The organism is Micromonospora sp. NPDC050200 (genome assembly GCF_040656135.1).
GTDB lineage: Bacteria > Actinomycetota > Actinomycetes > Mycobacteriales > Micromonosporaceae > Micromonospora.
In genome coordinates this window covers 15,509-39,536 of sequence record NZ_JBFALG010000040.1, presented here as the reverse complement: position 1 = coordinate 39,536, position 24,028 = coordinate 15,509, and the positions used below count along the sequence as shown (strand labels likewise).

Sequence of the window (24,028 nt, the reverse complement as noted above, 5' to 3'; positions counted from 1 at the left end):
GGACGGCCGGCCCGGGCGGCGGCCCACCGCCAGCCCCTCCCGCCACAGTGGATCACGGTCGCCCCCCGACCGTCGACGGCCGTCCGCGCCGGTCAGGTCGTCGCCGCGCAGGTCGCGGTGGCCCTGCCGGTCGCGGTCCTCGGCCGGGGCCCGGCGGCGACCGCGCTCGCCCTGCTCGCCGCCGGGCTGCTGCTCACCGCGACCTGGGTGCGCCGGCGGGGGCGGTGGCTGTTCGAGTGGCTGGGGACCGGTCTGGGGTACGCCACCCGCCGGCGGCTGCTCGCCCCGGCCGCCGGCCCGGCCGCGCTGCTGGACCTGGTGCTTCCCGGCGCCGCGGTGCGGTCGGTGGAGCTGGCCGGCGGCCCCGCCGCCGTGGTCGACGACGCCACCGGGCTGGCCGCTCTGATCGAGCTGGGCGACCCCGGCGACCTGCTCGGCGACGGCCCCCGCGCGCTGCCCGGGCCCGCCGCGCTGCTGCCGCCCGCCGCGACCGAGCACCCGCCGGTGCGGGTCCAGCTCCTGTTGCACGCCGCCCCGGCGCCCGCGCCCGGCGCGGCGGGCGGGACGGTGGGGACGTCGTACCGGCAGCTGACCGAGGGGCGGCTGCCCGGCCAGGAGCGGGCCCTGCTCGCCGTCCGGGCGCTGCGGGTGGACGGCTGGTCGGACGAGGAGCTGCGCCGGGCTCTCTCCGGCACCGTACGCCGGATCGTCCGTCGGCTCGGGCCGGTCGGCGCCCGGCCGCTCGGCGAGCACGCGGCGCTGCGCGTACTCGGCGAACTGGCCCACCACGAGGGCGGCCGGCCGACCCGGGAGACGTGGCCGGCGGTGCGCTCGGGCGACCTGCTCCAGGCCGGCTTCCGGCTGGCCCGCTGGCCGGACCCGCGCACCGAGCTGGGCCGGCGGCTGGTGCGCCGGCTGCTGGCGTTGCCGGCCACGGCGACCAGCGTGTCGCTCTGCGCCGGCCCGCGCGTCGGCGCCGACGCCGCGCCGGTGCCGGCCGAGCTGACGGTACGCCTGACCGCCCGGACGCCCGACGAGCTCGCCCTGGCCGGCCAGGCGCTGCACCGGCTCGTCGCCGACGCCGGCGGTGAGGTACGCCGGCTCGACGGCGAGCATCTCGACGGCCTGGCCGCCACGCTGCCGCTGGCGGTGGCCGGCGCTCCGGTCCCGTCCGGCCCGGATCCCGAGCCGCTGGAGCTGTCCCTCGGCGACGCCGGGCTGATGGTGGGCGCCAACCGGCACGGCGGCGCGGTGACGGTGCGGCTGTTCCGCGCCGAGGGCACCCGGCTGGTGCTCGTCGGCGGGGTCCGCGCGGCGCAGTTGCTGGTGCTGCGGGCGATGGCGCTGGGCGCCCGGGTGGTGGTGCGCACCGGCCGGCCCCGGGTCTGGGAGCCCTTCGTGCGGGGCGTCGGCAGCACCGGTGGTGGCATCGCGGTGGTCCCGCCGGGCCGACCGGTGGGGGCGGCACCGGGTTCGCCGAGGTGTCCCCTGCTGGTGGTGGTCGACGCGGGCGCGGTGGCCGACGCCCCCGGGCCCGGACCGGCCTGGCAGGCCGCCCTGGTGGTCCGGGACGAACTGACCCCGGCCGACGCGGACACCCTGGGCCGGGCGGACCTGGCGGTGCTGCAGCCGCTGGACCAGCGGGAGGCCATGCTGGCCGGGGCGGCTCTCGGGCTCGGCGGATCGGCGGAGTGGCTGACCCGGATCCGGGACGACATGGTGGCGGTGGTCAACCGCCGGGCGCTGCGCTGGGCGCTGCTCTCCCCGACCCCGATCGAGTCCCAGCTGATCGGCTGGCCGGCCCGCCGCTGAAGCCGGGGGCGCGCGGAGGGTTCCCCGGGTTGATCCCGCGTGGCACGATCCCCGCCATGAGTTTCATGAAGGGCCTTCTCATCCGGCTGGGCTCCACGGCGGTCGCCTTCTGGCTGGCCACGCTGCTCATCCCGGGCATCACCCTGAACACCGACTCGGCCGTCGAGGCGGTCACCACGCTGCTGCTGGTGGCGGCGATCTTCGGCGTGGTCAACGCGGTGCTGCAGCCGATCATCAAGACCGTCGGCTGCGGCTTCTACCTGCTGACCCTCGGGCTGATCGCGCTGGTGGTCAACGGCCTGCTCTTCCTGCTGACGAGCTGGATCGCCGACCAGGCCGGGCTGCCCTTCCACGTCGACGGCTTCTGGCCCGAGGCGGTGCTCGGCGCGCTCTTCGTCGGCATCGTGACCTGGATCCTCGGCGCCATCCTCGACCGCGACTGACCTTCGGCGACGCCCGGGCGCGACGCGTCGGCGCGCCGCCCGGGCGCGACGGCGGCCAGCGAGCGGGAATTGGCCCGCGCGGGCCGGGCTCGTCCCGGCTAGCGTGGCCGGCGTGTTCACCCTGACCCGCGACGACGGCTACCTGCTCAGCACCGACCCGGACCGGATCGACCTGGACCGGGTGCACCGCTGGCTCTCCACCGACGCGTACTGGGCGCTCGGGCGAAGCCGGGAGACGGTGGCGCGCGCCTTCGCCGGCTCGGTCCCCTACGGCGTCTACCGCGACGGCGGACAGGTGGCGGTCGGCCGGGTCGTCACGGACGGGGCCACCTTCGCCTGGCTCTGCGACGTCTACGTGACGCCGGAGGAGCGCGGTCGCGGGCTGGGCACCTGGCTGGCCACCGCCGTCCGCGACCACCTGGCCGGGCTGGGTGTGCGGCGGATCCTGCTGGCCACCCACGACGCCCACGGGGTGTACGCGAAGGTGGGCTTCACCCCGGTCGAGCCGGGCCGCTGGATGGAGCTGGACCACCGTCCGGCGAACCCGGTCACCGGAAAGGAACAAGCCCCCGCCGCACCCCTTACTGTGGAGGGGTGAACGCAGTCCGGCTCGGCTACCTGTACGGCTTCGGCGCGTACCTGCTCTGGGGCTTCCTCCCGATCTATCTGAAGCTGCTGCGCCCGGCCGGGCCGATGGAGATCCTGGCCCACCGGATCGTCTGGTCGGTGGTCTTCGTCGCGCTGGTGCTGGCCGCGATGCGCAACATCGGCTTCCTGCGCGCGCTGGCCCGCCGGCCACGGACGCTGGCCGGGATCGCCGTCGCGGCGGCGCTGATCGCGGTCAACTGGGGCACCTACATCTACGGGGTCAACTCCGACCGGGTGGTGGAGACCGCGCTCGGATACTTCATCAACCCGCTCGTCGTGGTGCTGTTCGGCGTCTTCCTGCTGCGCGAGCGGCTGCGCCCGGCGCAGTGGGCGGCGCTCGGCGTCGGCGCGGCGGCCGTCGCCGTGCTCACCGTCGACTACGGCCGGCCGCCGTACCTGGCGCTGACGCTGGCGTTCAGCTTCGCCGGCTACGGCCTGGTCAAGAAGCGGCTCGGGCTGCCCGCCGCGGAAGGGCTCTTCGTCGAGTCGGCGGTGCTGGCGCTGCCCGCCGTGGCGTACCTGGGGTGGCTGACGCAGCGCGGAGAGTCGGCCTTCGGGCACGTCTCGGTCGGGCACACCCTGCTGCTGGTGCTGGCCGGCGCGGCCACCGCGGTCCCGCTGCTGCTCTTCGCCGGCGCGGCCAACCGGCTCCCGCTCTCCGGCCTGGGCATGTTGCAGTACCTCGCCCCGATCCTCCAGCTCGGCTGCGGGGTGCTGATCTTCCACGAGCCGATGCCACCGGCCCGGCTGGCCGGCTTCACCCTGGTCTGGGTCGCGCTGATCGTCTTCACCGTGGACGCGGTGCGGCACTCCCGCCGGACCCGGGCCGCCGCCCGCACCCCGGTCCCGGTCACCGCCGCCACGCGGTGACCGGGGATCAGCGCACGTCGTAGCCGAGGACGGCGGTGCCGTCGGCGCGGACCAGCTCCAGCCGGACCAGCTCCGCGTCGGTGAAGCGGGTCGCGCCGGTGAGGCGCACGTCGTCACCGGGCGCGGCCAGCCAGGAGCCGATCTGCTCCGTCGCGCCGTCCGGGCCGTGTGCCACCAGCCGGAACGGGTACGCCTTGCGGTAGCCGGCGGTCTCGTCGTACCCGCAGCGCATGGTGACCTCGGTGCCCCAGCCGGTGCCGGTCAGCCCGATCTCGGCGTGCACCGGCACCTTCGCCGCCACCGGCTGCATGGCGACCATCCGCACCGCCTGGACGGTCGGCTCGGGCGGCGTGGCGGGGCGCAGCACGGCCGCACCGCCGGCACCCACGACCAGGGCGAGCGCGGCGGCGGCGAGGGCGGTCAGCGCGTACCGTCGGCGCGCGCCGGACCGCTCGCGGCGCCGGTGCTCCCGCGCGGCGGCGACCAGCGCGGGCACCCGGTTCGGCTCGGGCGGCGGGGGCAGGAACTCGTCCAGCGCGGCCGGGTCGAGCCGACCCAGCAGCCCGGGCAGCACGGCGATCTCGGCGACCGCCTCCCGGCAGGCCGCGCAGCCGGCCAGGTGCCGCTCGTACGCGGCGCGGTCGGCGGGAGCGAGGGCGCCCAGCACGTACGCGCCGTCGTCGTGCGCGAACTCGCAGCGGGTCATCCGGTCACCCCCATCTCGGCCAGGACCAACCGTAGTGAGCGCAGCGCGTAGTGCGTGCGGGACTTGACCGTGCCCGGCGGCACGCCCAGCCGGGCGGCGGCCTCGGCCACCGAGCGGCCCTGGTAGAAGCACTCGACCAGCACCTCCCGGTGGCTGGGGCTGAGCCGGTTCAGGGCCTCGGCGACGGTCCACGCCTCCACCGCGCGCTCCGCTTCGTCGACCGCCTCCGGCGGCTCGGGCAGGTCGTCGGTGAACACCTCGCCGACCCGGGTGGACCGGCGCCGCCAGGCGTCGATCGCCAGGTTCCGCGCCGTGGTGAAGAGCCAGGCGCGGACGGAGCCGCGCCGCGGGTCGAGCGACTCGGGGTGGCGCCAGGCCCGCAGCAGGGTCTCCTGCACCAGGTCCTCGGCCCGCGTCCGGTCGCCGTTGACCAGCCGGAGCGCGTGCGCGAACAGCGCCTCCGCGTGCTCGTCGTGCAGCGCGCGCAGCAGTTGGGCGTCGTGGTCGCTGATGGTGATCCCCTCGCTCTCCGCGGCGAATGCGGCGAATGCGTTCGCCCGTGGATACGCGCGGTCACGTCGATCGGTTCAGCTGCGAACGGTGTTCACATGCGGTTCACGTCGAGTCCGGCGACCGCTCACCGTGCCCTGGCAGCCTCCGGCCCGTACGCACGTCGGTCGGGTGATCCGGCGTGCCACCGACCTGCTTCCAGGAGGCTCCTCCATGAGCGACCGTCCCCGGCTGCTCCCGTTGCTGGGCGCCACCCGCCACGGCAGCCGCGATGCCATGACCTGTCTCTACCGGTGCGGCAACGCCTGCGACCACCCGGTGCCCAACTCCTCCGACAACGCGTACTTCGGTAACCTGGTCGAGGCCGAGGTTACCCGGCGCGGCGTGGTGCGGGCCGGGGCCGTCGGCGCGCTGGTGCTCGGCTTCGGCGGCGCTGCCGCCGGCGCCCTCGCCGGGGCCGCCCCGGCCGCCGCCGCCCCCGGTACGCCGGTCGTGCCCGAGGTGACCGACTTCGGCCGCCCGCAGCCGTCCACCGGCTCCGGCGCGCTGACCTTCAAGCCGATCCCGCCGAACCGGCTCGACACCCTGGTCGTCCCCAACGGGTACGACCACTCCGTGGTCATCCGCTGGGGCGACCCGGTGGTCCCCGGCGCCCCGGAGTTCGACCTGCACGGGCAGACCGCCGCCGCGCAGGCGAAGCAGTTCGGCTACAACAACGACTTCGTCGGGGTGCTGCCGCTGGACCGGCGGGGCAGCCGGGCGCTGCTCGTGGTCAACCACGAGTACACCAACGAGGACCTGATGTTCCCCGGCTTCACCGGTCTCGACGCGCTGACCGTGGAGCAGCTGCGCACCGCGATGGCCGCGCACGGCATGTCCGTGGTGGAGCTGGAGCGGGTCGACGGCACCGGGCAGTGGCGTCCGGTCGCGGACGGCCGCCGGCCGTACAACCGGCGGGTCACCGCGCTGGGCACGAAGTTCGACCTGACCGGCCCGGCCGCCGGCTCGGCCTGGCTGCAGACCGCCGCGGACCCGAAGGGTCGTACGGTGGTCGGCACGCTGAACAACTGCGCCGGCGGGGTCACCCCGTGGGGCACCGTGCTCTCCGGCGAGGAGAACTTCAACCAGTACTTCGTCGGCGGTGACGGCGTCTCCGAGGCGGAGAAGGCGAAGCTGGCCCGCTACGGCATCACCACCACCGCCCGCTACCCCAGCGGCAGCCGCAAGTGGGAGCGGGCCGACGAGCGCTTCGACCTGGCGAAGCACCCCAACGAGGCGAACCGGTTCGGCTGGATCGTGGAGATCGACCCGTTCGACCCGGAGAGCCGCCCGCGCAAGCACACCGCGCTGGGCCGGTTCAAGCACGAGGGCGCCAACGTCATCGTGGCCAAGAGCGGGCACGTGGTCGCGTACATGGGCGACGACGAGCGCTTCGACTACCTCTACAAGTTCGTCTCGGACAAGAAGTACCTGCCGGGCGACTCGTGGGTGGCCCGCAAGCACAACCTGACCCTGCTGGAGTCCGGCACGCTCTACGTGGCGCAGTTCGAGCAGACCAGCGCCGCCGAGATCGACGGCTCGGGCAAGCTCCCCGCCGACGGCGCGTTCAACGGCCGGGGCCAGTGGATCAAGCTGGTCAGCGGCAACCGCTCGTACGTCGACGGGATGACCGCCGCGGACGTGCTCACCTTCACCCGGCTCGCCGGCGACAAGGTCGGCGCGACCAAGATGGACCGGCCGGAGGACGTCGAGCCGAGCCTGCTCACCGGCAAGGTGTACGTGGCGCTGACCAACAACACCGACCGGGGCAAGCCGGGCAAGGCGCCGGCCGACGAGGCCAACCCGCGCAACCTCAACAAGCACGGCCAGATCCTGGAGCTGGTCGAGGACCGGGGCGACAACACGGCGGAGACCTTCGCCTGGTCGCTGCCGATCGTCGCCGGCGACCCGACCGACCCGTCGACCTACTTCGCCGGGTACGACAAGACCAAGGTCTCGCCGATCTCCTGCCCGGACAACGTCGCCTTCGACACCGCCGGCAACCTCTGGATCTCCACCGACGGCAACGCGCTGGGCAGCAACGACGGCCTCTTCGCCACCGCCGTCGAGGGTCCGGAGCGGGGGCACCTGAAGCAGTTCCTCACCGTGCCGCTCGGCGCCGAGACCTGCGGCCCGTTCATCACCGACGACAACCGCTCGGTCTTCGTGGCCGTGCAGCACCCCGGTGAGATCACCGGCGCCTCGGTGGAGAAGCCGGCGTCCACCTGGCCGGACGGCGACTACGCCAAGCCGGGCGTGGTGGTCACCTGGCGGCTGGACGGCGGCCCGATCGGCAGCTGACCGCACCCGGCCGGTCCGGCGCTGGGCCGCCCACGGCGGGCCCCTCCTGTACGGGAGGGGCCCGCCGTCGTCGGGGCCGGAGGGGTCAGACGTCGGCGGCGATGCCGTCGGCGACGGCGCGCGCGACGGCGAGCAGCTTGGCCCGGACCACCCGGGCGGAGGTCATCATCTCGCCGGCCGGCAGCGCGCAGGCCAGCACGACCCGGCGTTCCATGTCCTTGTCCGGGGTGACCAGCACCGAGGCGCAGGCCACCCCCTGCCGGAACTGCCCCAGCTGCAGCTGCATGCCGCGCCGGTCCCCGGCGGCCAGGTCCGCCTCGAACGCCTCGACGGTGGTCAGGGTGGCCGTGGTGAACGGCCGCATGCCGTACTCGCGCAGGTAGCGGAAGCGCTGCTCGGCGGTGAGGGTGGCGAGCAGGCTCTTGCCGAGCGCGGTGGCGTGCGCCCCCTCGTCGAAGCCGGGAACCAGGTCCTCCAGGTACGGCGAGCGGGGCCCCTCGGCGACCGCCGTGAGCGCCACCTGGCCACCGACGAATCGGCCCAGGTAGTGGCTCCAGCCGGTGTCGGCGGCGGCCCGACGCAGCGTCTCCCCGACCGCCGGCGGCCCCCGGAACGCGGTCACCAGCTCCCGGTACCGGTCGGCGACCTCCAGCCCCACGATGTACGTGCCGTCCTCGCGCCGGATCACGTAGCCCTCGTACGCGAGGGTGCGGACCAGGTGGTAGGTGGTGGCCACGGTCAGCTCGCAGCGCCGGGCGATCTGCTTGACGGTCAGCCCCTTGGGGGCGCGACCGACCGACTCGAGCACACGTAGCGCGCGGGAGACGCTCCGGATGAGATCCGAAGGCTCCGCCAGGGGGTCGCGCACAACCACCTCCGCAGCCGGGGACTTACACCATATGAAAAACCGCCCAGGGACGGAACGCCCGTTCGGATCGAGGATGCCAGATCAGGCCGCACGTGGCGTGTATCGCTCCGACACGCCGGGTCGTCGGGAACTGGACTCACGTAGGTTTGGCCAGACCATGACCGACACCGCGCTCACCCCCTCACCGAGCCGGCCGTCCGTACCCCCGCTGCGGGCCGGCGCCGGCGCCATCGCCACCACCATCGCCTCGGTCCTGCCGGTCTTCCTCCTCGGCGGCCTGGCCGTGCAGATGGGTGACGACCTCGACTTCTCCCCGGCCGGGCTGGGTCTGGCCGTCTCGGTGTACTTCGGCATCAGCGCGCTGGCCTCGGTGCCGTCGGGCCGGCTGGTCGAGCGGTACGGCCCGACGGTGGTGGCCCGCGCCGGCATCCTGCTGGCCGCCGGCTGCCTGCTCGCCATCGCGGTGTTCGCCCGGTCGTACCCGGTGCTGGTGGCCCTGCTCGGGTTGAGCGCCGCGGCGAACGCGCTCGGGCAGCTCGCCAGCAACGCGGCGCTGGCCCGGCACGTCCCGGCCCGGCGGCAGGGCCTGTCGTTCGGGGTGAAGCAGGCGGCCATCCCGGTCTCCACCCTGTTGGCCGGCGCGGCGGTGCCCACGATCGCGCTCACCGCCGGCTGGCGCTGGGCGTTCGTGGCGGCCGCCGGGGTCGCGCTGGCCGCTCTGCCCGCCGTACCCGCGGGGGAGGCCCGACCGGCCGGGAAGGCCGCCGGGGCGCGCGGCGGGCGGGCGACCACGGCCCTGGTGGTGGTCGGCGTGGCCGCGACCCTGGCCGCGGCGGCGGCCAACGCGCTGGGCACCTTCGTGGTGGACTCGTCGGTGGCGCGCGGCCTCGCGCCGGGGCTGGCCGGGCTGACCCTCACCCTGGGCAGCGCGGTCTGCGTCACCGCCCGGGTCGGGGCGGGCTGGCTCGCCGACCGGCGGGCCGAGGGGCACGTGGCCGTGATCGCCGGGATGCTGGTGGTGGGCGCGGCCGGGCTGGGGCTGCTCGCCCTGACCGGCGCGGTGCCGCTGGTGGTCGGCGTGGTGCTCGGCTTCGGCCTGGGCTGGGCCTGGCCGGGGCTGATGAACTTCGCCGTGGTCAGGCTGCACCCGCAGGCCCCGGCCGCCGCCACCTCGATCACCCAGACCGGGGTGTACGCGGGCGGCTGCCTCGGCCCGCTCGCCCTCGGCGCCACCGCCGGCGCCTTCGGCTACCCGGCGATGTGGCTGGCCGCCGCCGTCGCGATGCTGGCCGCCGCCGCCTTCATGCTGCTCGGCAGCCGCATGCTCACCCACCAGGGCTGAACCTGTCGGTGCCGCCGACTACCTTGCCGATCATGAATTCGTGGCACCACGCCCAGTCCGCGGCGCGGAAGTGGGGCGGCACCCCGGAGGACTACCTGCCGATCGAGCAGTTCATCGACTCCTCGAAGCAGCTCATCGGGGACGTCCGGCACCGCTCGATGTACCACCACACCGCCGGCATCTACCTCTGTCAGCGGATCTTCGGCGACACCCTCCAGGTGGGCCGGCGGCGCATCCCCGTCCGCCTGATCGCCGAACGGCACGTGCTGGAGGACGCTCGGGGAGCGGTGCCCCGGTCAGCTGGTGCGGTCGGCGATGTAGTCGCAGAGCGATTCGAGGGCGCCCCGGGCGGGACCCTGCGGCAGCGGGGCGAGCTGCGACCGGGCGTCCTCGGCGTAGCTGCGGACGGTCTCCCGCGCGCGCTTGAGCGCCGGGGACTCGCGGAGCAGGCCGAGCGCCTCGGCGTGCAGCGCGTCGTCGACCAGCGGGCCGGTGGCCAGGATCTCCCGCAGCCGCACCGAGGCGGCGTCGGAGTCGTCGGCCGCCCGGGCGTAGAGCACCGGCAGCGTCGGCACGCCCTCGCGCAGGTCGGTGCCGGGCGTCTTGCCCGACTGCACCGACTCGCTGGCGATGTCGAGCAGGTCGTCGGAGAGCTGGAAGGCCACCCCGATGGTCTCGCCGTAGCCCGCGAGGGCCTCGGTGTGCTCCTGGGACGCGCCGCCGAACATGCCGCCGAAGCGGGCCGAGGTGGCGATCAGCGAGCCGGTCTTCTCGGCGATCACGTGCAGGTAGTGGGCGATCGGGTCCTCGCCGGCCCGGGGGCCGACGGTCTCGGCGATCTGCCCGTGCACCAGCCGGGCGAAGGTGCGCGCCTGGAGACGGACGGCCTCGGTGCCCAGGTCGGCGGCGAGGTCCGCGGCCCGGGCGAAGAGGTAGTCACCGACCAGGATGGCCACCGAGTTGGTCCAGCGGGAGTTGGCGCTCGGGGCGCCCCGCCGCACGGCCGCCTCGTCCATCACGTCGTCGTGGTAGAGCGTCGCCAGGTGGGTGAGCTCCATCACCACGGCGGCGGGGACGACCTGCGGGTTCGCCGGGTCGCCGAACTGGGCGCCCAGCGCCACCAGCAGCGGCCGGAACCGCTTGCCGCCGGCCTCCACGAGGTGCCGGGCGGCCTCGGTCACGAACGGGTCGGCGCTGGCCACACTGGCCCGCAGATCGGTCTCGACGACGTCGAGCAGGCCCAGCACGGAGGCCTCGACGCGCGGGTCGGCGAGGTGCACGCCGAGCGCGCCGACCTGACTCGTGCCCGCCCGGCTCCGACGACCGCCGGAGCCGACGGCGCGTGAACGCTCGCCAGCCGGAATCACCACGCCATCAACCATGCCACACCCGTTCGACCTGCTCCGGGGCGGGGATACAGACGCGGGCCGGCGCGCAAAGCGCACCGGCCCCGCGTCCTCAGGGAATCGCCTCAACGTACGAACGCTGCGGCGTCCGTGGCCAGGTCGAGCAGCGGAGCCGGCGCCACGCCCAGAACCAGGGTGGCCACCACGCCGATCATCAGCGCGGTCGCGGTCAACCCGCCCGGCACGGTGACGGTCGGGGTGCTCTCGCCCGGCTCGGAGAGCCACATCATCACCACGACCCGCAGGTACGGGAAGGCCAGCACCATGCTGGTCAGCACGCCGGCCACCACCAGCCAGGCGTGGCCGCTCTCCAGCGCCGGGCCGAAGACCGCGAACTTGCTGGTGAAGCCGCTGGTCAGCGGGATACCGGCGAAGGCCAGCAGGATGAAGGTGAAGATCCCGGCGTAGAACGGCGACCGGCGGCCCAGCCCGGCCCAGCGGGACAGGTGGGTGGCCTCCCCGTCCGCGTCCCGGACCAGGGTCACCACGGCGAACGCGGCGAGCACCGAGAAGCCGTACGCGGCCAGGTAGAACATGGTGCCGGAGACGCCCGCGCCGCTCGGCGCGAGCACGCCGACCAGCAGGTAGCCGGCGTTGGCGATCGAGGAGTACGCCAGCAGCCGCTTGATGTCGGTCTGGGTGACCGCCAGCACCGCGCCGACCAGCATGGTGAGCACCGCGACCACGCCGAGGACCGGGGTGAAGTCCCAGGCCGCGTCGGGGAACGCCACGTGGAACACCCGCAGCAGGGCGCCGAACGCGGCCACCTTGGTGCAGGCCGCCATGAAGCCGGTGACCGGCGTCGGGGCGCCCTGGTAGACGTCCGGGGTCCAGACGTGGAACGGCGCCGCGGCGGCCTTGAAGAGCAGGCCGATGGCGAGCAGCGCCATGCCGGCGAAGAGCAGCACCTCGCTGGCGGGCGACTGCTGCACCGCGGCGTGCACGGTGGCGAAGTCGACGCCGGCCGACCGGCCCGGCATTCCGGCGGTGAAGCCGTAGATCAGGGCCACGCCGAACAGGAAGAACGCCGACGCGTACGCCCCGAGCAGGAAGTACTTCATCGCCGCCTCCTGGCTGAGCAGCCGCCGGCGACGGGCCAGCGCGCAGAGCAGGTAGAGCGGCAGCGAGAAGACCTCCAGCGCGATGAACATGGTCAGCAGGTCGTTCGCCGCCACGAAGATCAGCATGCCGCCGATCGCGAAGGTGGTCAGCGGGTAGACCTCGGTGGCGCCGTTGCTCCCCTCGGCCTGCCGCCGGTCGTCGGCCGACTCGGCGGTGACCGCGGCCTGGGCGACGAACGCCCCGCCGCGCTCCACCGTACGGTCGCCGATCAGCAGCAGCGCCATCGCGGCGAGCACCAGAATGGCGCCCTGGAGGAAGAGCGTGGGGCCGTCCACCGCGATCGCCCCGCCGGCGGTGAGCAGCCGGTCGTCGGCGTTGAGGACCACCATCACCAGCGCGGCGAGCACCGCCAGCAGAGCGAGCGACAGCTGCACGACGTGCCGGCGGCGGCGCGGCACGAAGGCCTCCACCAGCACCCCGAGCAGGGCGACGCCGAGCATGATCAGGATCGGAGCGAGCGCCGCGTAGTCGATCGACGGCAACTTCAGCTCGGTCATTTCGCGGCCTCCTGGACGCTGCCGACCGTCGGGGCGGGATCGGTCCGGCCGACGTCGTTCATCGTCGCCTGGACGGCGGGGTTGATGACGTCGGTGACCGGCTTGGGATAGAAGCCGAGCAGCACGATCAGGGCGATCAGCGGTGCGACCACGACCTTCTCGCGCAGGCTGAGGTCACGGCGCATGGCCTCGACCTCGGTCAGCTCCGGGTTGAGCGTGCCCTGCGTGGTGCGCTGCACCATCCAGAGCACGTACGCGGCGGCCAGGATGATGCCGAGCGTGGCGATCACCGCGACCGGCTTGTTCACCGTGAAGGTGCCGATCAGCACCAGGAACTCGGAGACGAACGGCGCGGTGCCGGGCAGCGCCAGCGAGGCCAGACCGGCGAAGAAAAGCACCCCGGCCAGCAGCGGCACCAGCTTGCCCGCCCCGCCGAAGTCCTTGATCAGGGACGAGCCACGGCGGGCGATCAGCATGCCCACCACCAGGAACAGCAGGCCGGTGGCGAGCCCGTGGTTGAGCATGTAGAGCACCGCGCCGGTGCCGGCCTGGGTGGTGAAGGCGAAGATGCCGACGCCGATGAAGCCGAAGTGCGCGATCGACGTGTACGACACCAGCCGCTTCAGGTCGGACTGGCCGACCGCGAGCAGGGCCGCGTAGATGATGCCGATCAGGCCCAGCGCCAGCGCCCACGGGGCGAACCACTTCGACGCCTCGGGGAAGAGCGGCAGGCAGTAGCGCAGGATGCCGAAGGTGCCGACCTTGTCGAGCACGCCGACCAGCAGGGCGGCGGCTCCGGCCGGGGCGGCGCCACCGGCGTCCGGCAGCCAGGTGTGGAACGGGAAGAACGGCGCCTTGATCGCGAAGGCGAGGAAGAAGCCGAGGAAGAGCCAGCGCTCGGTGCCGGTGGAGATGTCCACCTGGGTCAGCGCCTGCCAGTCGAAGGTCTTCCCGCCGACCACCCAGAGGCCGATCACCGCGGCGAGCATGAACAGACCGCCGACGAGCGAGTAGAGGAAGAACTTCACCGCCGCGTACTGCCGCTGGTGGCCGCCGTAGCTGCCGATCAAGAAGTACATCGGCACCAGCATGACCTCGAAGAACACGTAGAACAGGAACACGTCGGCGGCGGCGAAGACGCCGATCATCGTGCACTCGAGGACGAGCAGCAGGGCGAAGTAGACCGGCACCGAGCGCTTCGAGGACTCCGCGTCGTGCCAGGACGCCAGGATCACCAGCGGCACCAGCACCGCGATCAGCATCAGCATGACCAGCGCGATGCCGTCGGCGGCGAAGGTGAAGTTGACGCCCCAGGTCGGGATCCACGCGTACGACTCACGGAACTGGAGCCGGTCGCCGTCCGCCTGGAACGAGACCCACATGACCACGGAGAGCGCCAGCACCAGCAGCGACCAGCCGAACGCCACCTGCTTGGCCAGCTCCGGCCGGCGGCGCGGCAGGAAGGCCACCACCAGGGCGCCAACCAGCGGTGCCACGGTCAGCACCGAGAGGAACGGGAAGTTGGACATTATTCGGCCTTACCTCCGTCGTCACTGCGTGGTCCGCCGGCGGGGGCGGCCGGGAAGAGGTCGATCACGCCAGCCACCCCGCCTGCACGGCCAGGAACGCCGCCACCACGAGCAGCGCGCCGGTGAGGATGGACGTCGCGTACGACCGGACGAAGCCGGTCTGCAGCCGCCGGAGCCGGCCCGAGCCACCGCCGACCGCCGCGGCCAAGCCGTTGACCAGCCCGTCGACACCCCGGTTGTCGAGGAAGACCAGCGCCCGGGTGAGGAAGATGCCCGGCTTCTCGAAGACCGCCTCGTTGAAGGCGTCCGTGTAGAGGTTGCGCCGGGCCGCGGTGACCAGCACGCCGGCCGGCTGCGGCGCGGTGGCCGTGCCGTTGCGGAACAGCATCCAGGCGAGCCCGGCGCCGAGCACCGTCACCAGCAGCGACAGCGCGGTGAGCAGCCAGTGCGGCAGGACCGCGGCGTGCTCCGCCTCCTGGCCGCCCAGCCCGGCGGTGGCGGTCAGCCAGTCCGGTACGGAGGTGGCCAGCAGGAAGCCCGCGCCGACCGAGCCGATCGCCAGCAGGATCAGCGGGATGGTCATCAGCTTCGGCGACTCGTGCGGGTGCTCGATGTCCTCGGTCCACCGCTTCGGCCCGTGGAAGGTGAGCACGAACAGTCGGGTCATGTAGAACGCGGTCAGCCCGGCACCGACCAGGGCCGCGCCGCCGAAGAGCCAGGCGGTCCAGCCCTCCCGCGCGAACGCGGCCACGATGATCGGCTCCTTGGAGTAGAAGCCGGAGAACGGGAACATGCCGATGATGGCGAGCCAGCCCATCATGAAGGTGATCCAGGTGATCTTCATGTGCTTCGACAGGCCACCGAAGCGGCGGATGTCCACCTGGTCGTTCATGCCGTGCATGACCGAGCCGGCGCCGAGGAACATGTTGGCCTTGAAGAAGCCGTGCGCCAGCAGGTGCACGATGGCCAGTGCGTACGCCGCGCCGCCCAGACCGACACCGAGGAACATGTAGCCGATCTGGCTCACCGTCGACCAGGCCAGCACCCGCTTGATGTCGTCCTTGGCGGCGCCGATGACGCAGCCGATCAGCAGGGTCAGCGCACCGACGCTCACCACGACCAGCTGGAGCGTCGAGTTGGCCGTGAAGATCGGGTTGGAGCGGGCGATCAGGTAGACGCCCGCGGTGACCATGGTGGCGGCGTGGATGAGCGCCGACACCGGGGTCGGGCCCTCCATCGCGTCCGGCAGCCACGCCTGCAGCGGGAACTGGCCGGACTTGCCGGTCGCGCCGAGCAGCAGCAGCAGGCCCAGCGCCAGCACGGTGCCGCTGGTCAACGCGCCGACGCCGGTGAAGACCTCGTCGTACTGGGTGGTGCCGAGGGTGGCGAACATGATGAAGATGCCGATCGCCAGGCCGGCGTCGCCGACCCGGTTCATCAGGAACGCCTTCTTGCCGGCGGTGGCCGCGCTCGGCCGCCCGTACCAGAAGGAGATCAGCAGGTACGACGCCAGACCGACGCCCTCCCAGCCGAAGTAGAGCATCACGTAGTTGTTGCCGAGCACCAGCAGCAGCATCGCGGCGACGAAGAGGTTGAAGTAGCCGAAGAACCGCCGCCGGCCCTCGTCGTGCGCCATGTACTCGACCGCGTAGAGGTGGATCAGGAAACCCACCCCGGTGATCAGCAGGACGAAGACCGCGGCCAGCGGGTCGAAGAGCAGACCGAAGTCCACCTTCAGGTTGCCCACCGTGATGAAGTCCCACAGGCTCAGCTCGACGGACTTGTTGTCCAGACCGCGGAGCTGGAAGAAGTAGCTGAGCCCGAGCACGAACGCGGCGCCGATGGCGGCCACGCCGAGCCAGTGCCCCCAGCGGTCGGCCCGGCGGCCGAGCAGCAGCAGGATCGCCGCGCTGACCAGCGGGATCGCCACCAGCAGCCAGACGCTGCCCAGCAGACCACTCGCCGAAGCGTAGGTGACGGCGCCAGCCGGCTCTGCCTGGGCGTACGTCAGAATCTCATCCACCGGAGGGCCCCTCTAGTACTTGAGCAGGTTGGCGTCGTCGACGCTCGCGGAGCGCCGAGTCCGGAAGATCGACATGATGATCGCGAGCCCGACCACGACCTCGGCCGCGGCCACCACCATCACGAAGAACGCCATGATCTGGCCGTTGAGGTCACCGTTGATCCGGCTGAAGGTGACCAGCGTCAGGTTGGCCGCGTTGAGCATCAGCTCGACGCACATGAACAGCACGATCGCGTTGCGCCGGACGAGCACGCCGACGGCGCCGATGGTGAACAGCACGGCGGCGAGGATCAGGTAGTAGTCCGGCGTCATTGGTCTGTCCCCTTCAGCGTGGTCTCCTCGGCGGTCAGCTCGCGCTGCGGCAGGATCGCCGGGGTGCTCCGGTCGGTCAGCCGGCCGTCGGGCAGGCGGGCCGGGGTGGCCACCGAGGAGGAGGTGGCGAAGACGCCGGGCCCGGGCTTCGGGCCGGGGTAGTTGCCGGGGCGGAACCGGGCCTTCATGGTGGCGATCTGGTCCATCTTGTCCTCCCGGCGCCGCTCGATGTGCGCCAGCACCATCGCGCCGACGGCCGCCGTGATCAGCAGCGCGGAGGTCAGCTCGAAGGCGAAGACGTACTTGGTGAACAGCAGCCGGGCGATGCCCTGGACGTTGCCCTCGGCGTTGGCCTGCTCCAGGCCGACCGCGGTGACCCCGTCGAGCGCCCGGTAGAGACCGGTGCCGATCAGGCCGGCGAAGCCGAGGCCGAGCAGCACCGCCGCGACCCGCTGGCCGCGCAGCGTCTCGATCAGCGAGTCGGTGGCGTCCCGGCCGACCAGCATCAGCACGAAGAGGAAGAGCATCATGATCGCGCCGGTGTAGACGATGATCTGCACCATGCCGATGAACGGGCCCGCCTGGAGCACGTAGAACACGCCCAGGCAGAGCATGGTCAGCACCAGCCAGAGCGCCGAGTGCACGGCGTTGCGGGCCCAGACCATGCCGATCGCGCCGATCAGCGCCAGCGGGGCGAGGATCCAGAAGGTGACCTCCTCGCCGCCGGACACCTGGCCCGCCGCGGCGAGCACCGTCTGCGTGGTCATGCTCCCGCTCCCTTGCCCGCCGCGGACCCGTTGGCCCCGGCCCGCTGGGCCGCCTGCTCGGCGCCGGGGAAGGTCACACCGGGGTGCTCCTCCACCTGGTACCGGCCCGGGTTGTTGGCCGAGTGCTCGGCGCCGGCCGAGGTGCCCGGGTTCTCCAGCGCGCCGACGTAGTAGTCCTTCTCGCTGTCGCCCAGCCGCATCGGGTGCGGCGGCTGCTCCATCCCCGGCAGCAGCGGCGCGAGCAGCTGCTCCTTGGTGAAGATCAGGTCCTGCCGGTTGTCCCGGGCCAGCTCGTACTCGTTGCTCATGGTGAGCGAACGGGTCGGGCAGGCCTCGATGCAGAGCCCGCAGAAGATGCACCGGGCGTAGTTGATCTGGTAGACGCTGGCGTACCGCTCACCCGGCGAGAAGCGCTGCTCGTCGGTGTTGTCGCCACCCTCGACGTAGATCGCGTCCGCCGGGCAGGCCCAGGCGCACAGCTCGCAGCCGATGCACTTCTCCAGGCCGTCCGGATGCCGGTTGAGGATGTGCCGCCCGTGGTAGCGCGGCGCCGACACCGGCGGCTTGAACGGATAGTCGGTGGTGACGACCTTCCTGAACATGTGCGAGAAGGTGACCCCGAAGCCCTTGAACGTTCCGGTGATCGCGCCCACGTCACACCTCCCTGGAGTCCGAGCCGGCGATGTTGGCCGGCTCCCGCTCGGCGACCACGCGCTTGGTGCGCGGGCTCGGTGGTACCTGAAGGTCCATCGGGGGCAGCGGGAAGCTGCCGTACGGCCGACTGTTGACCTGTTCCTGCACGGTCGGCTTCGGCTCCGGCCGGCGACTCGGCCAGAAGAGCGTCACCAGCAGCAGCACGCCCGCGCCGATGGCGGTGGCGAACAGCCGGTCCCGCGACTGCCAGTCCTCGATCGAGCGCAGCCCGGCCAGGACCAGGATCCAGACCAGGTTGATCGGGAGCAGGACCTTCCAGCCGAAGCGCATGAACTGGTCGTAGCGGAGCCGGGGCAGCGTGCCCCGGAGCCAGACGAACACGAAGACCAGGATCAGCACCTTGCCGAAGAACCAGAGCATGGGCCACCAACCGGAGTTGGCGCCGGCCCAGAAGGTGGTGATCGGCGCGGGCGCCCGCCAGCCGCCGAGGAAGAGCGTCGTGGTGACCGCGGACATGGTCACCATCGAGACGTACTCGGAGAGCATGAAGAGCGCGAACTTCAGCGAGCTGTACTCGGTCATGAAGCCCGCGACCAGCTCGGACTCGGCCTCGGGCAGGTCGAACGGCGCCCGGTTGGTCTCACCGACGGTGGCGATGAAGAAGATGATGAAGCTGGGCAGCAGCAGGATCGCGTACCAGCCGGGGGCCGGGATCTCGGCGCCGAAGACGGTCAGCCGGGTGCCGTGCCCCTGGGCGGCGACGATCCCGCTGGTCGACATCGTGCCGGCGGTCATGAACACCGCCACGATGCTCAGCCCCATCGCGACCTCGTACGAGATCATCTGGGCGGTGGAGCGCAGGCCGCCCAGCAGCGGGTACGTCGAGCCGGAGGCCCAGCCGCCGAGCACGATGCCGTAGATGCCCATCGAGGAGCAGGCCAGCAGCACCAGCACCGCCACCGGCACGTCGGTGACCTGCAGCGGCGTCCAGTGGCCGAAGATGCTGACCATCGGGCCGAACGGCACCACCGACAGCGCGGTGACCGCGCAGATCACCGAGATGGTCGGCGCGAAGAAGTAGACGACCTTGTCGGCGGCCCGCGGGAGGATGTCCTCCTTGAAGGCCATCTTCAGGCCGTCGGCGAGGGTCTGCAGCAGACCGAACGGGCCGACCTGGTTGGGGCCGGGCCGGACCTGCATGTAGCCGACGACCCGCCGCTCGAACCAGACGCCGAGCAGCGTGGCGAGCAGGCCGAAGGCGAACGCGAAGACGATCTTGCCGAGAACCAGCCACCACGGGTCCTTGCCGAAGTCGGCCAGCGTCGGGTCCTGCGCCAGGTAGAGCGCGTTCACTCTGCCCACCTTTCGTTCGCGACTGCGGGGCTCACTCGCTGCGCTCGTTCACTCCTCGCGCTCACCCTTTACCCCCAGCGGTGTTGAGGAGGGGAGCCGGACGGTCCGCCGCGTCCGCCGCGACCGGGGCCGGCGCGGAGACGCGTACCACCGTGCCGGACGTCGCGCCGAGGCTGCGCCGGACGGTCGAACCGGGTGAGTTGGTCGGCAGCCAGACGACGCCGTCCGGCATCTCGGTGATCTCCGCCGGCAGGGTCAGCGCCCCCCGGTCGGTGCCCACCGTCACCGGGTCGCCGTCGGCGACGCCGAGCGCCTCCGCGGTGCCCTTGCCCAGCCGGACCACGGGCGGGCGGGCGGTGCCGGCGAGGTGCTCGTCGCCGTCGGTGAGGCTGCCCAGGTCGATCAGCTGGTGCCAGGTGGCCAGCACCGCCTCGCCGGCGCCGGGCTGCGGCAGCGCGGCCGGCGCGACGGACGGCGCGGCCGGACGCTGCACCCGGGTCGCCGGCAGGCCGCCCAGCTCGCGGCGGACGGTCGGCACGTCACCGGTACCCAGCCGGACGTCGAGCTGCGCGGCGAGCGCGTCCAGCACCCGGCCGTCGGTCATCGCGGCGGTGTGCAGCACCGCCTCGAAGGTGCGCAGCCGGCCCTCCCAGTCCAGGAAGCTGCCGGCCTTCTCCACCACCGGGGCGACCGGGAAGACCACGTCCGCCCGGCGGGCCACCGCCGAGTTGCGCAGCTCCAGGCTGACCAGGAACGGCACCGCGTCCAGGGCCTGCTCGGCCAGGCGCGGGTCGGCCAGGTCGGCCGGGTCCACACCGGCCACCACCAGGGCGCCGAGCTGGCCGTTGGCGGCCGCCGCGACGATCTGGTCGGTGTCCCGCCCGGCCTGGCTGGGGATCACCCCGGCCGGGATGTCCCAGGTCTCGCCGAGCTCGGCGCGGGCGGCCGGCTCGGTGACCGGACGCCCACCGGGAAGCAGGTTGGGCAGGCAGCCCGCGTCGACCGCGCCGCGGTCACCCGCGCGCCGCGGCACCCAGGCCAGCTTCGCGCCGGTACGCCGGGCCACGTCCGCGGCGGCGGAGAGCCCGCCCGGCACGCCGGCCAGCCGCTCGCCGACGAAGAGGATCGCCCCCTCGGCGCTGAGCGCCTCGGCCACCGTGTCGTGCTCGGCGAGCACGCTCGCCTCCTCGCCCGGCACCACCCGGGCCAGCTTGGCGCCGAGCTTCTCCAGGCCACGGGTGGCGAACGGGGCGATCGCGTAGACCGTCAGCTTCTTCTTCAGGTACGCCTTGCGCAGCCGCAGGAAGAGGATCGGGCACTCCTCCTCCGGCTCCAGGCCGACCAGCACCACCGCCGACGCCTGCTCCACGTCGGCGTAGGTCACCTCGGTGGCCCCGGCGACCGTGCTGGCCAGGAAGTCGGCCTCCTCCCGGGAGACCGGCCGGGCCCGGAAGTCGATGTCGTTGGTGTTCAGCGCGACCCGGGCGAACTTCGCGTACGCGTAGGCGTCCTCGACGGTCAGCCGGCCGCCGGTCAGCACCGCGGTGCCCTGGCCGGAGTCCCGGGCGGCACGCAGCCCCTCGGCGGCCCGGGTCAGCGCCTCGCTCCAGGACGCCTCGCGCAGCTCACCGGTGTGCTCGTCGCGGACCAGCGGGGTGGTGAGCCGGTCGACGGCGCGGGTGTACTGGAAGCCCCACCGGCCCTTGTCGCAGTTCCACTCCTCGTTCACCGCCGGGTCGTCGCCGGCCAGCCGGCGCAGCACCTTGCCCCGCCGCCAGTCGGTGCGCTGGGCGCAGCCGGCCGAGCAGTGCTCGCAGACGCTGGGGCTGGAGACCAGGTCGAAGGGGCGGGCCCGGAACCGGTACTGCGCGCCGGTCAGCGCGCCCACCGGGCAGATCTGCACGGTGTTGCCGGAGAAGTAGGAGTTGAACGGTACGTCGCCGGCGTCGCCCTCTTCGCCGTACGCGTCGTCCCGGTAGATGTTGATCTCCTCGGCGGACGACCGGCCCATCAGGTCGATGAACTTGTCGCCGGCGATCTCCTCCGAGAACCGGGTGCAGCGCTGGCAGAGCACGCAACGCTCGCGGTCGAGCAGCACCTGGGTGCTGATCGGCATCGGCTTCTCGTACTCCCGCTTGTGCTCGTGGAACCGGGAGTCGGTGCGGCCGGTCGACATGGCCTGGTTCTGCAGCGGGCACTCGCCGCCCTTGTCGCACATCGGGCAGTCGAGGGGGTGGTTGAGCAGCAGCAGCTCCATGACCCCCTCCTGCGCCTTCTTGGCGACCGGGGAGGTGAGCTGAGTGCGTACCACCATGCCGTCGGCGACGGTCTGGGTGCAGGAGGCGACCGGCTTGCGCTGCCCCTCCACCTCGACCAGGCACTGCCGGCAGGCGCCGGCCGGGGCCAGCAGCGGGTGGTCGCAGAAGCGCGGGATCTCGGTGCCCAGCTGCTCGGCGACCCGGATCAGCAGGGCCCCCTTGGGGGCGGTGACCTCGACGCCGTCGATGGTGAGCGTGACCGTCTCGGTCTGCTTGGCTACGTCCGTCATCAGTGGGCTCCCACGAGCTGCTTGTCCGACAGCTTCGGCGCGGTACGTCCCTCGATGTAGTCGAGGTAGTCCTGCTTGAAGTACTTCAGTGACGAGGTCACCGAGCTGGTCGCACCGTCGCCCAGGCCGCAGAACGAGCGGCCCAGGATGTTGTCGCAGGTGTCGAGCAGGGTGTCCAGGTCCTCGTGGGTGCCCTGACCGGCCAGGATCCGCCGGTAGACCCGGACCATCCAGTAGTTGCCCTCCCGGCACGGGGTGCACTTGCCGCACGACTCGTGGTGGTAGAACTCCAGCCACCGGTAGGTCGCGTAGACCGGGCAGTCCTGGTCGGAGAAGATCTGGGTGGCCGTGGTGCCCAGGATCGAGCCGGCCGCCGCCACCCCCTCGAAGTCCAGCGGCACGTCCAGGTGCTCGGCGGCCAGCAGCGGCGTCGACGAGCCGCCCGGCGTCCAGAACCGCAGGTTGTGCCCGGGCTGCATGCCGCCGGCCAGCTCGATCAGCTCGCGCAGGGTGATCCCCATCGAGCACTCGAACTGGCCCGGGTTGGCGATCCGGCCGGAGAGCGAGTAGATCATCGGGCCGGAGGACTTCTCCGTGCCCATGGTCTTCCACCAGTCCGCGCCGCCCAGCACGATGTACGGCACACTGGCGATGGTGCCGACGTTGTTGACCACGGTCGGGCTGGCGTACAGGCCGTGGGTCGCCGGGAACGGCGGGCGCAGCCGGGGCTGGCCCCGGAAGCCCTCCAGCGAGTCCAGCAGCGCGGTCTCCTCACCGCAGATGTACGCCCCGGCGCCGGAGTGCACCACCAGGTCGAGGTCGAAGCCGCTGCCCTGGATGTTCCGGCCGAGGTAGCCCTTGGCGTACGCCTCCTGCACGGCGTTGCGCAGCCGCCGCGCGGCGTGCACCGCCTCGCCCCGGATGTAGATGTAGGCCCGGTTGGCCCGGATCGCGTACGACGCGATGATCACGCCCTCGACCAGCGAGTGCGGGTCGTGCGTCATCAGCGGCAGGTCCTTGCAGGTGCCCGGCTCGCCCTCGTCGGCGTTGACCACCAGGTAGTGCGGCTTGCCGTCGCCCTGCGGGATGAACCCCCACTTGAGACCGGTGGGGAAGCCGGCGCCGCCGCGACCGCGCAGGCCGGAGTCCTTGATCAGCTGGATCAGGTCGTCCGGGTGCGCCCTGAGCGCCTTGCGCAGCGCCGCGTAGCCGTCGAGCTTCTCGTAGGTGCCGATCCGCCAGGCGTCCGGCGACAGCCAGCGCTTGGTCAGCACCGGCGTGAGCTTGGCCAACGTCTCCGGCCGAGGCGTGGTCACTTCTGGCCCCCCGTTTCGCTCGCGATCGCCGGGCTCGCGCCAGCGGCGCCCGACGACGCTTCCTTGAGGTTGCGCTGCTGCGCGCCGGCCTCGTCGCCAGCGGGCTTGCCGTCGCCGGCCGGCGGGTTGGCCGCCGCGCCGGCGGCCTCCGCCTCCTGCGCGTCGCGCGGCGCCGGGGCGGTGGTGTCCGCCGGGACCTTGGCGCCGTTGCCGTTCGGGGCGGGCTCCGACTTCGCGGCCTTCGCCTGCTCCGCGGCCTGGTCGGCCGCCGCCTTGCTCTTGATCGGGGTGTTCGGGTCGAAGCCGGGCACCGAGATGCCGTGCTGCTCGGCCAGGCGCAGGCCGCGCAGGGTCGGCTCGCCCGGCCCGCCGTCGGCGACCGCGCCCTCGCGCTCGTCGGCGAAGCCGGCGAGCTGCACCGCCATCTCCTTCAGGGTGCAGAGCCGGGCGCCCCGGGTCGGCATCGGCCGGCCGCCGGCGCGCAGCTCCTCGACCACCCCGAGCGCGCCCTGCGGGTCGACGCCGTCGAAGAAGTCGTAGTTGACGGTCATCACCGGGCCGTAGTCGCAGGCCGCGAGGCACTCGGCGTGCTCCAGGGTGATCTTCCCGTCGGCGGTGGTCTCGTCGTGCCCGACGCCCAGGTGCTCGGCGAGGGTGTCGTAGACCTCCTGGCCACCGAGCACGTTGCACATCGTGTTGGTGCAGACGCTGACCAGGTAGTCGCCGGTCGGCTTGCGCTTGTACATGGTGTAGAAGGTCGCCACGGCGCCGACCTGGGCCTTGTTCAGCCCGAGCACCTCGGCGCAGAACTCGACGCCGGCCGGGGAGACGTAGCCCTCCTCGGACTGCACCAGGTGCAGCAGCGGCAGCAACGCCGACCGGGACCGGTCGGCCGGGTAGCGGGCGATGATCTCCCGCGCCCGCTCGCGCGTCGCGTCAGTGAAAACACTCATCAGAGCCGC

20 protein-coding genes are annotated in these 24,028 nt (G+C 72.7%); 6 read left to right on the top strand and 14 right to left on the bottom strand.

Annotated elements, in window-relative coordinates:
- Window positions 1-51 precede the first annotated feature (51 nt).
- The 4 genes from eccE (at window position 52) to rarD (ending at window position 3,773) form a co-directional block, all read left to right on the top strand.
- Window positions 52-1,812, top strand: coding sequence for a type VII secretion protein EccE (eccE, locus tag AB0I41_RS23945; protein WP_357111569.1), 1,761 nt, complete (start codon window positions 52-54; stop codon window positions 1,810-1,812).
- A gap of 56 nt (window positions 1,813-1,868) precedes the next feature.
- The gene (locus AB0I41_RS23940; protein ID WP_357111509.1) at window positions 1,869-2,255 is read left to right on the top strand and encodes a phage holin family protein; all 387 of its coding nucleotides are present in this window, start codon (window positions 1,869-1,871) and stop codon (window positions 2,253-2,255) included.
- Between the two features lie 112 nt (window positions 2,256-2,367).
- Entirely contained in the window at window positions 2,368-2,853 is a 486-nt protein-coding gene (locus AB0I41_RS23935; RefSeq protein ID WP_357111506.1) for a GNAT family N-acetyltransferase, read from the top strand.
- Window positions 2,850-3,773: an EamA family transporter RarD gene (gene rarD / locus AB0I41_RS23930; RefSeq protein ID WP_357111503.1), complete on the top strand. Its 924-nt coding sequence runs from the start codon at window positions 2,850-2,852 to the stop codon at window positions 3,771-3,773. Before AB0I41_RS23935 ends, rarD begins: the two co-directional genes overlap by 4 nt.
- Window positions 3,774-3,780: 7 nt before the next feature.
- Here the strand turns inward: rarD and AB0I41_RS23925 are convergent, their stop codons facing one another.
- Window positions 3,781-4,479: a zf-HC2 domain-containing protein gene (locus tag AB0I41_RS23925; RefSeq protein WP_357111500.1), complete on the bottom strand. Its 699-nt coding sequence runs from the start codon at window positions 4,477-4,479 to the stop codon at window positions 3,781-3,783.
- Window positions 4,476-4,970 (bottom strand): sigma-70 family RNA polymerase sigma factor, encoded by a 495-nt coding sequence (locus AB0I41_RS23920; protein WP_357111566.1) that lies wholly within the window; start codon window positions 4,968-4,970, stop codon window positions 4,476-4,478. Before AB0I41_RS23920 ends, AB0I41_RS23925 begins: the two co-directional genes overlap by 4 nt.
- A gap of 232 nt (window positions 4,971-5,202) precedes the next feature.
- Here AB0I41_RS23920 and AB0I41_RS23915 point away from each other — a divergent pair, with 232 nt between their 5' ends.
- Complete coding sequence (locus AB0I41_RS23915) at window positions 5,203-7,329, top strand: PhoX family phosphatase (RefSeq protein ID WP_357111498.1); 2,127 nt, start codon at window positions 5,203-5,205, stop codon at window positions 7,327-7,329.
- Window positions 7,330-7,414: 85 nt separating this feature from the next.
- On the opposite strand, the gene AB0I41_RS23910 is transcribed toward AB0I41_RS23915, so the two are convergent.
- The gene (locus AB0I41_RS23910; protein ID WP_357111495.1) at window positions 7,415-8,197 is read right to left on the bottom strand and encodes a helix-turn-helix domain-containing protein; all 783 of its coding nucleotides are present in this window, start codon (window positions 8,195-8,197) and stop codon (window positions 7,415-7,417) included.
- Between the two features lie 157 nt (window positions 8,198-8,354).
- Here AB0I41_RS23910 and AB0I41_RS23905 point away from each other — a divergent pair, with 157 nt between their 5' ends.
- On the top strand, window positions 8,355-9,539 hold the full coding sequence (locus AB0I41_RS23905) for an MFS transporter (RefSeq protein WP_357111492.1): 1,185 nt from the start codon (window positions 8,355-8,357) through the stop codon (window positions 9,537-9,539).
- A gap of 296 nt (window positions 9,540-9,835) precedes the next feature.
- Here the strand turns inward: AB0I41_RS23905 and AB0I41_RS23900 are convergent, their stop codons facing one another.
- The 11 genes from AB0I41_RS23900 to nuoE form a co-directional block, all read right to left on the bottom strand.
- Window positions 9,836-10,921: a polyprenyl synthetase family protein gene (locus AB0I41_RS23900; RefSeq protein ID WP_357111489.1), complete on the bottom strand. Its 1,086-nt coding sequence runs from the start codon at window positions 10,919-10,921 to the stop codon at window positions 9,836-9,838.
- Between the two features lie 89 nt (window positions 10,922-11,010).
- Window positions 11,011-12,564, bottom strand: coding sequence for an NADH-quinone oxidoreductase subunit NuoN (nuoN, locus tag AB0I41_RS23895; protein ID WP_357111486.1), 1,554 nt, complete (start codon window positions 12,562-12,564; stop codon window positions 11,011-11,013).
- Window positions 12,561-14,093: an NADH-quinone oxidoreductase subunit M gene (locus AB0I41_RS23890; protein ID WP_357111483.1), complete on the bottom strand. Its 1,533-nt coding sequence runs from the start codon at window positions 14,091-14,093 to the stop codon at window positions 12,561-12,563. The genes nuoN and AB0I41_RS23890 overlap by 4 nt, the downstream gene beginning before the upstream one ends.
- Before the next feature lie 64 nt (window positions 14,094-14,157).
- Window positions 14,158-16,116, bottom strand: a complete 1,959-nt coding sequence (gene nuoL, locus AB0I41_RS23885; RefSeq protein ID WP_357111481.1) for an NADH-quinone oxidoreductase subunit L — start codon at window positions 16,114-16,116, stop codon at window positions 14,158-14,160.
- 12 nt (window positions 16,117-16,128) lie between these two features.
- The gene (gene nuoK, locus AB0I41_RS23880; RefSeq protein WP_088959269.1) at window positions 16,129-16,428 is read right to left on the bottom strand and encodes an NADH-quinone oxidoreductase subunit NuoK; all 300 of its coding nucleotides are present in this window, start codon (window positions 16,426-16,428) and stop codon (window positions 16,129-16,131) included.
- Window positions 16,425-17,195, bottom strand: a complete 771-nt coding sequence (locus AB0I41_RS23875) for an NADH-quinone oxidoreductase subunit J (protein ID WP_357111478.1) — start codon at window positions 17,193-17,195, stop codon at window positions 16,425-16,427. Before AB0I41_RS23875 ends, nuoK begins: the two co-directional genes overlap by 4 nt.
- On the bottom strand, window positions 17,192-17,848 hold the full coding sequence (gene nuoI / locus AB0I41_RS23870) for an NADH-quinone oxidoreductase subunit NuoI (protein ID WP_357111475.1): 657 nt from the start codon (window positions 17,846-17,848) through the stop codon (window positions 17,192-17,194). Before nuoI ends, AB0I41_RS23875 begins: the two co-directional genes overlap by 4 nt.
- Window position 17,849: 1 nt before the next feature.
- Window positions 17,850-19,202 carry an NADH-quinone oxidoreductase subunit NuoH gene (gene nuoH, locus AB0I41_RS23865; RefSeq protein ID WP_357111472.1) on the bottom strand — a complete coding sequence of 451 codons (1,353 nt, stop codon included), beginning with the start codon at window positions 19,200-19,202 and terminating at the stop codon, window positions 17,850-17,852.
- A 61-nt stretch (window positions 19,203-19,263) separates the two neighbouring features.
- A complete protein-coding gene (locus AB0I41_RS23860) occupies window positions 19,264-21,750 on the bottom strand; it encodes an NADH-quinone oxidoreductase subunit G (protein ID WP_357111471.1) in 2,487 nt (828 codons plus the stop codon).
- Window positions 21,750-23,066, bottom strand: coding sequence for an NADH-quinone oxidoreductase subunit NuoF (gene nuoF, locus AB0I41_RS23855; protein ID WP_357111469.1), 1,317 nt, complete (start codon window positions 23,064-23,066; stop codon window positions 21,750-21,752). Before nuoF ends, AB0I41_RS23860 begins: the two co-directional genes overlap by 1 nt.
- On the bottom strand, window positions 23,063-24,019 hold the full coding sequence (gene nuoE / locus AB0I41_RS23850) for an NADH-quinone oxidoreductase subunit NuoE (protein ID WP_357111466.1): 957 nt from the start codon (window positions 24,017-24,019) through the stop codon (window positions 23,063-23,065). The genes nuoF and nuoE overlap by 4 nt, the downstream gene beginning before the upstream one ends.
- Window positions 24,020-24,028: the final 9 nt, after the last annotated feature.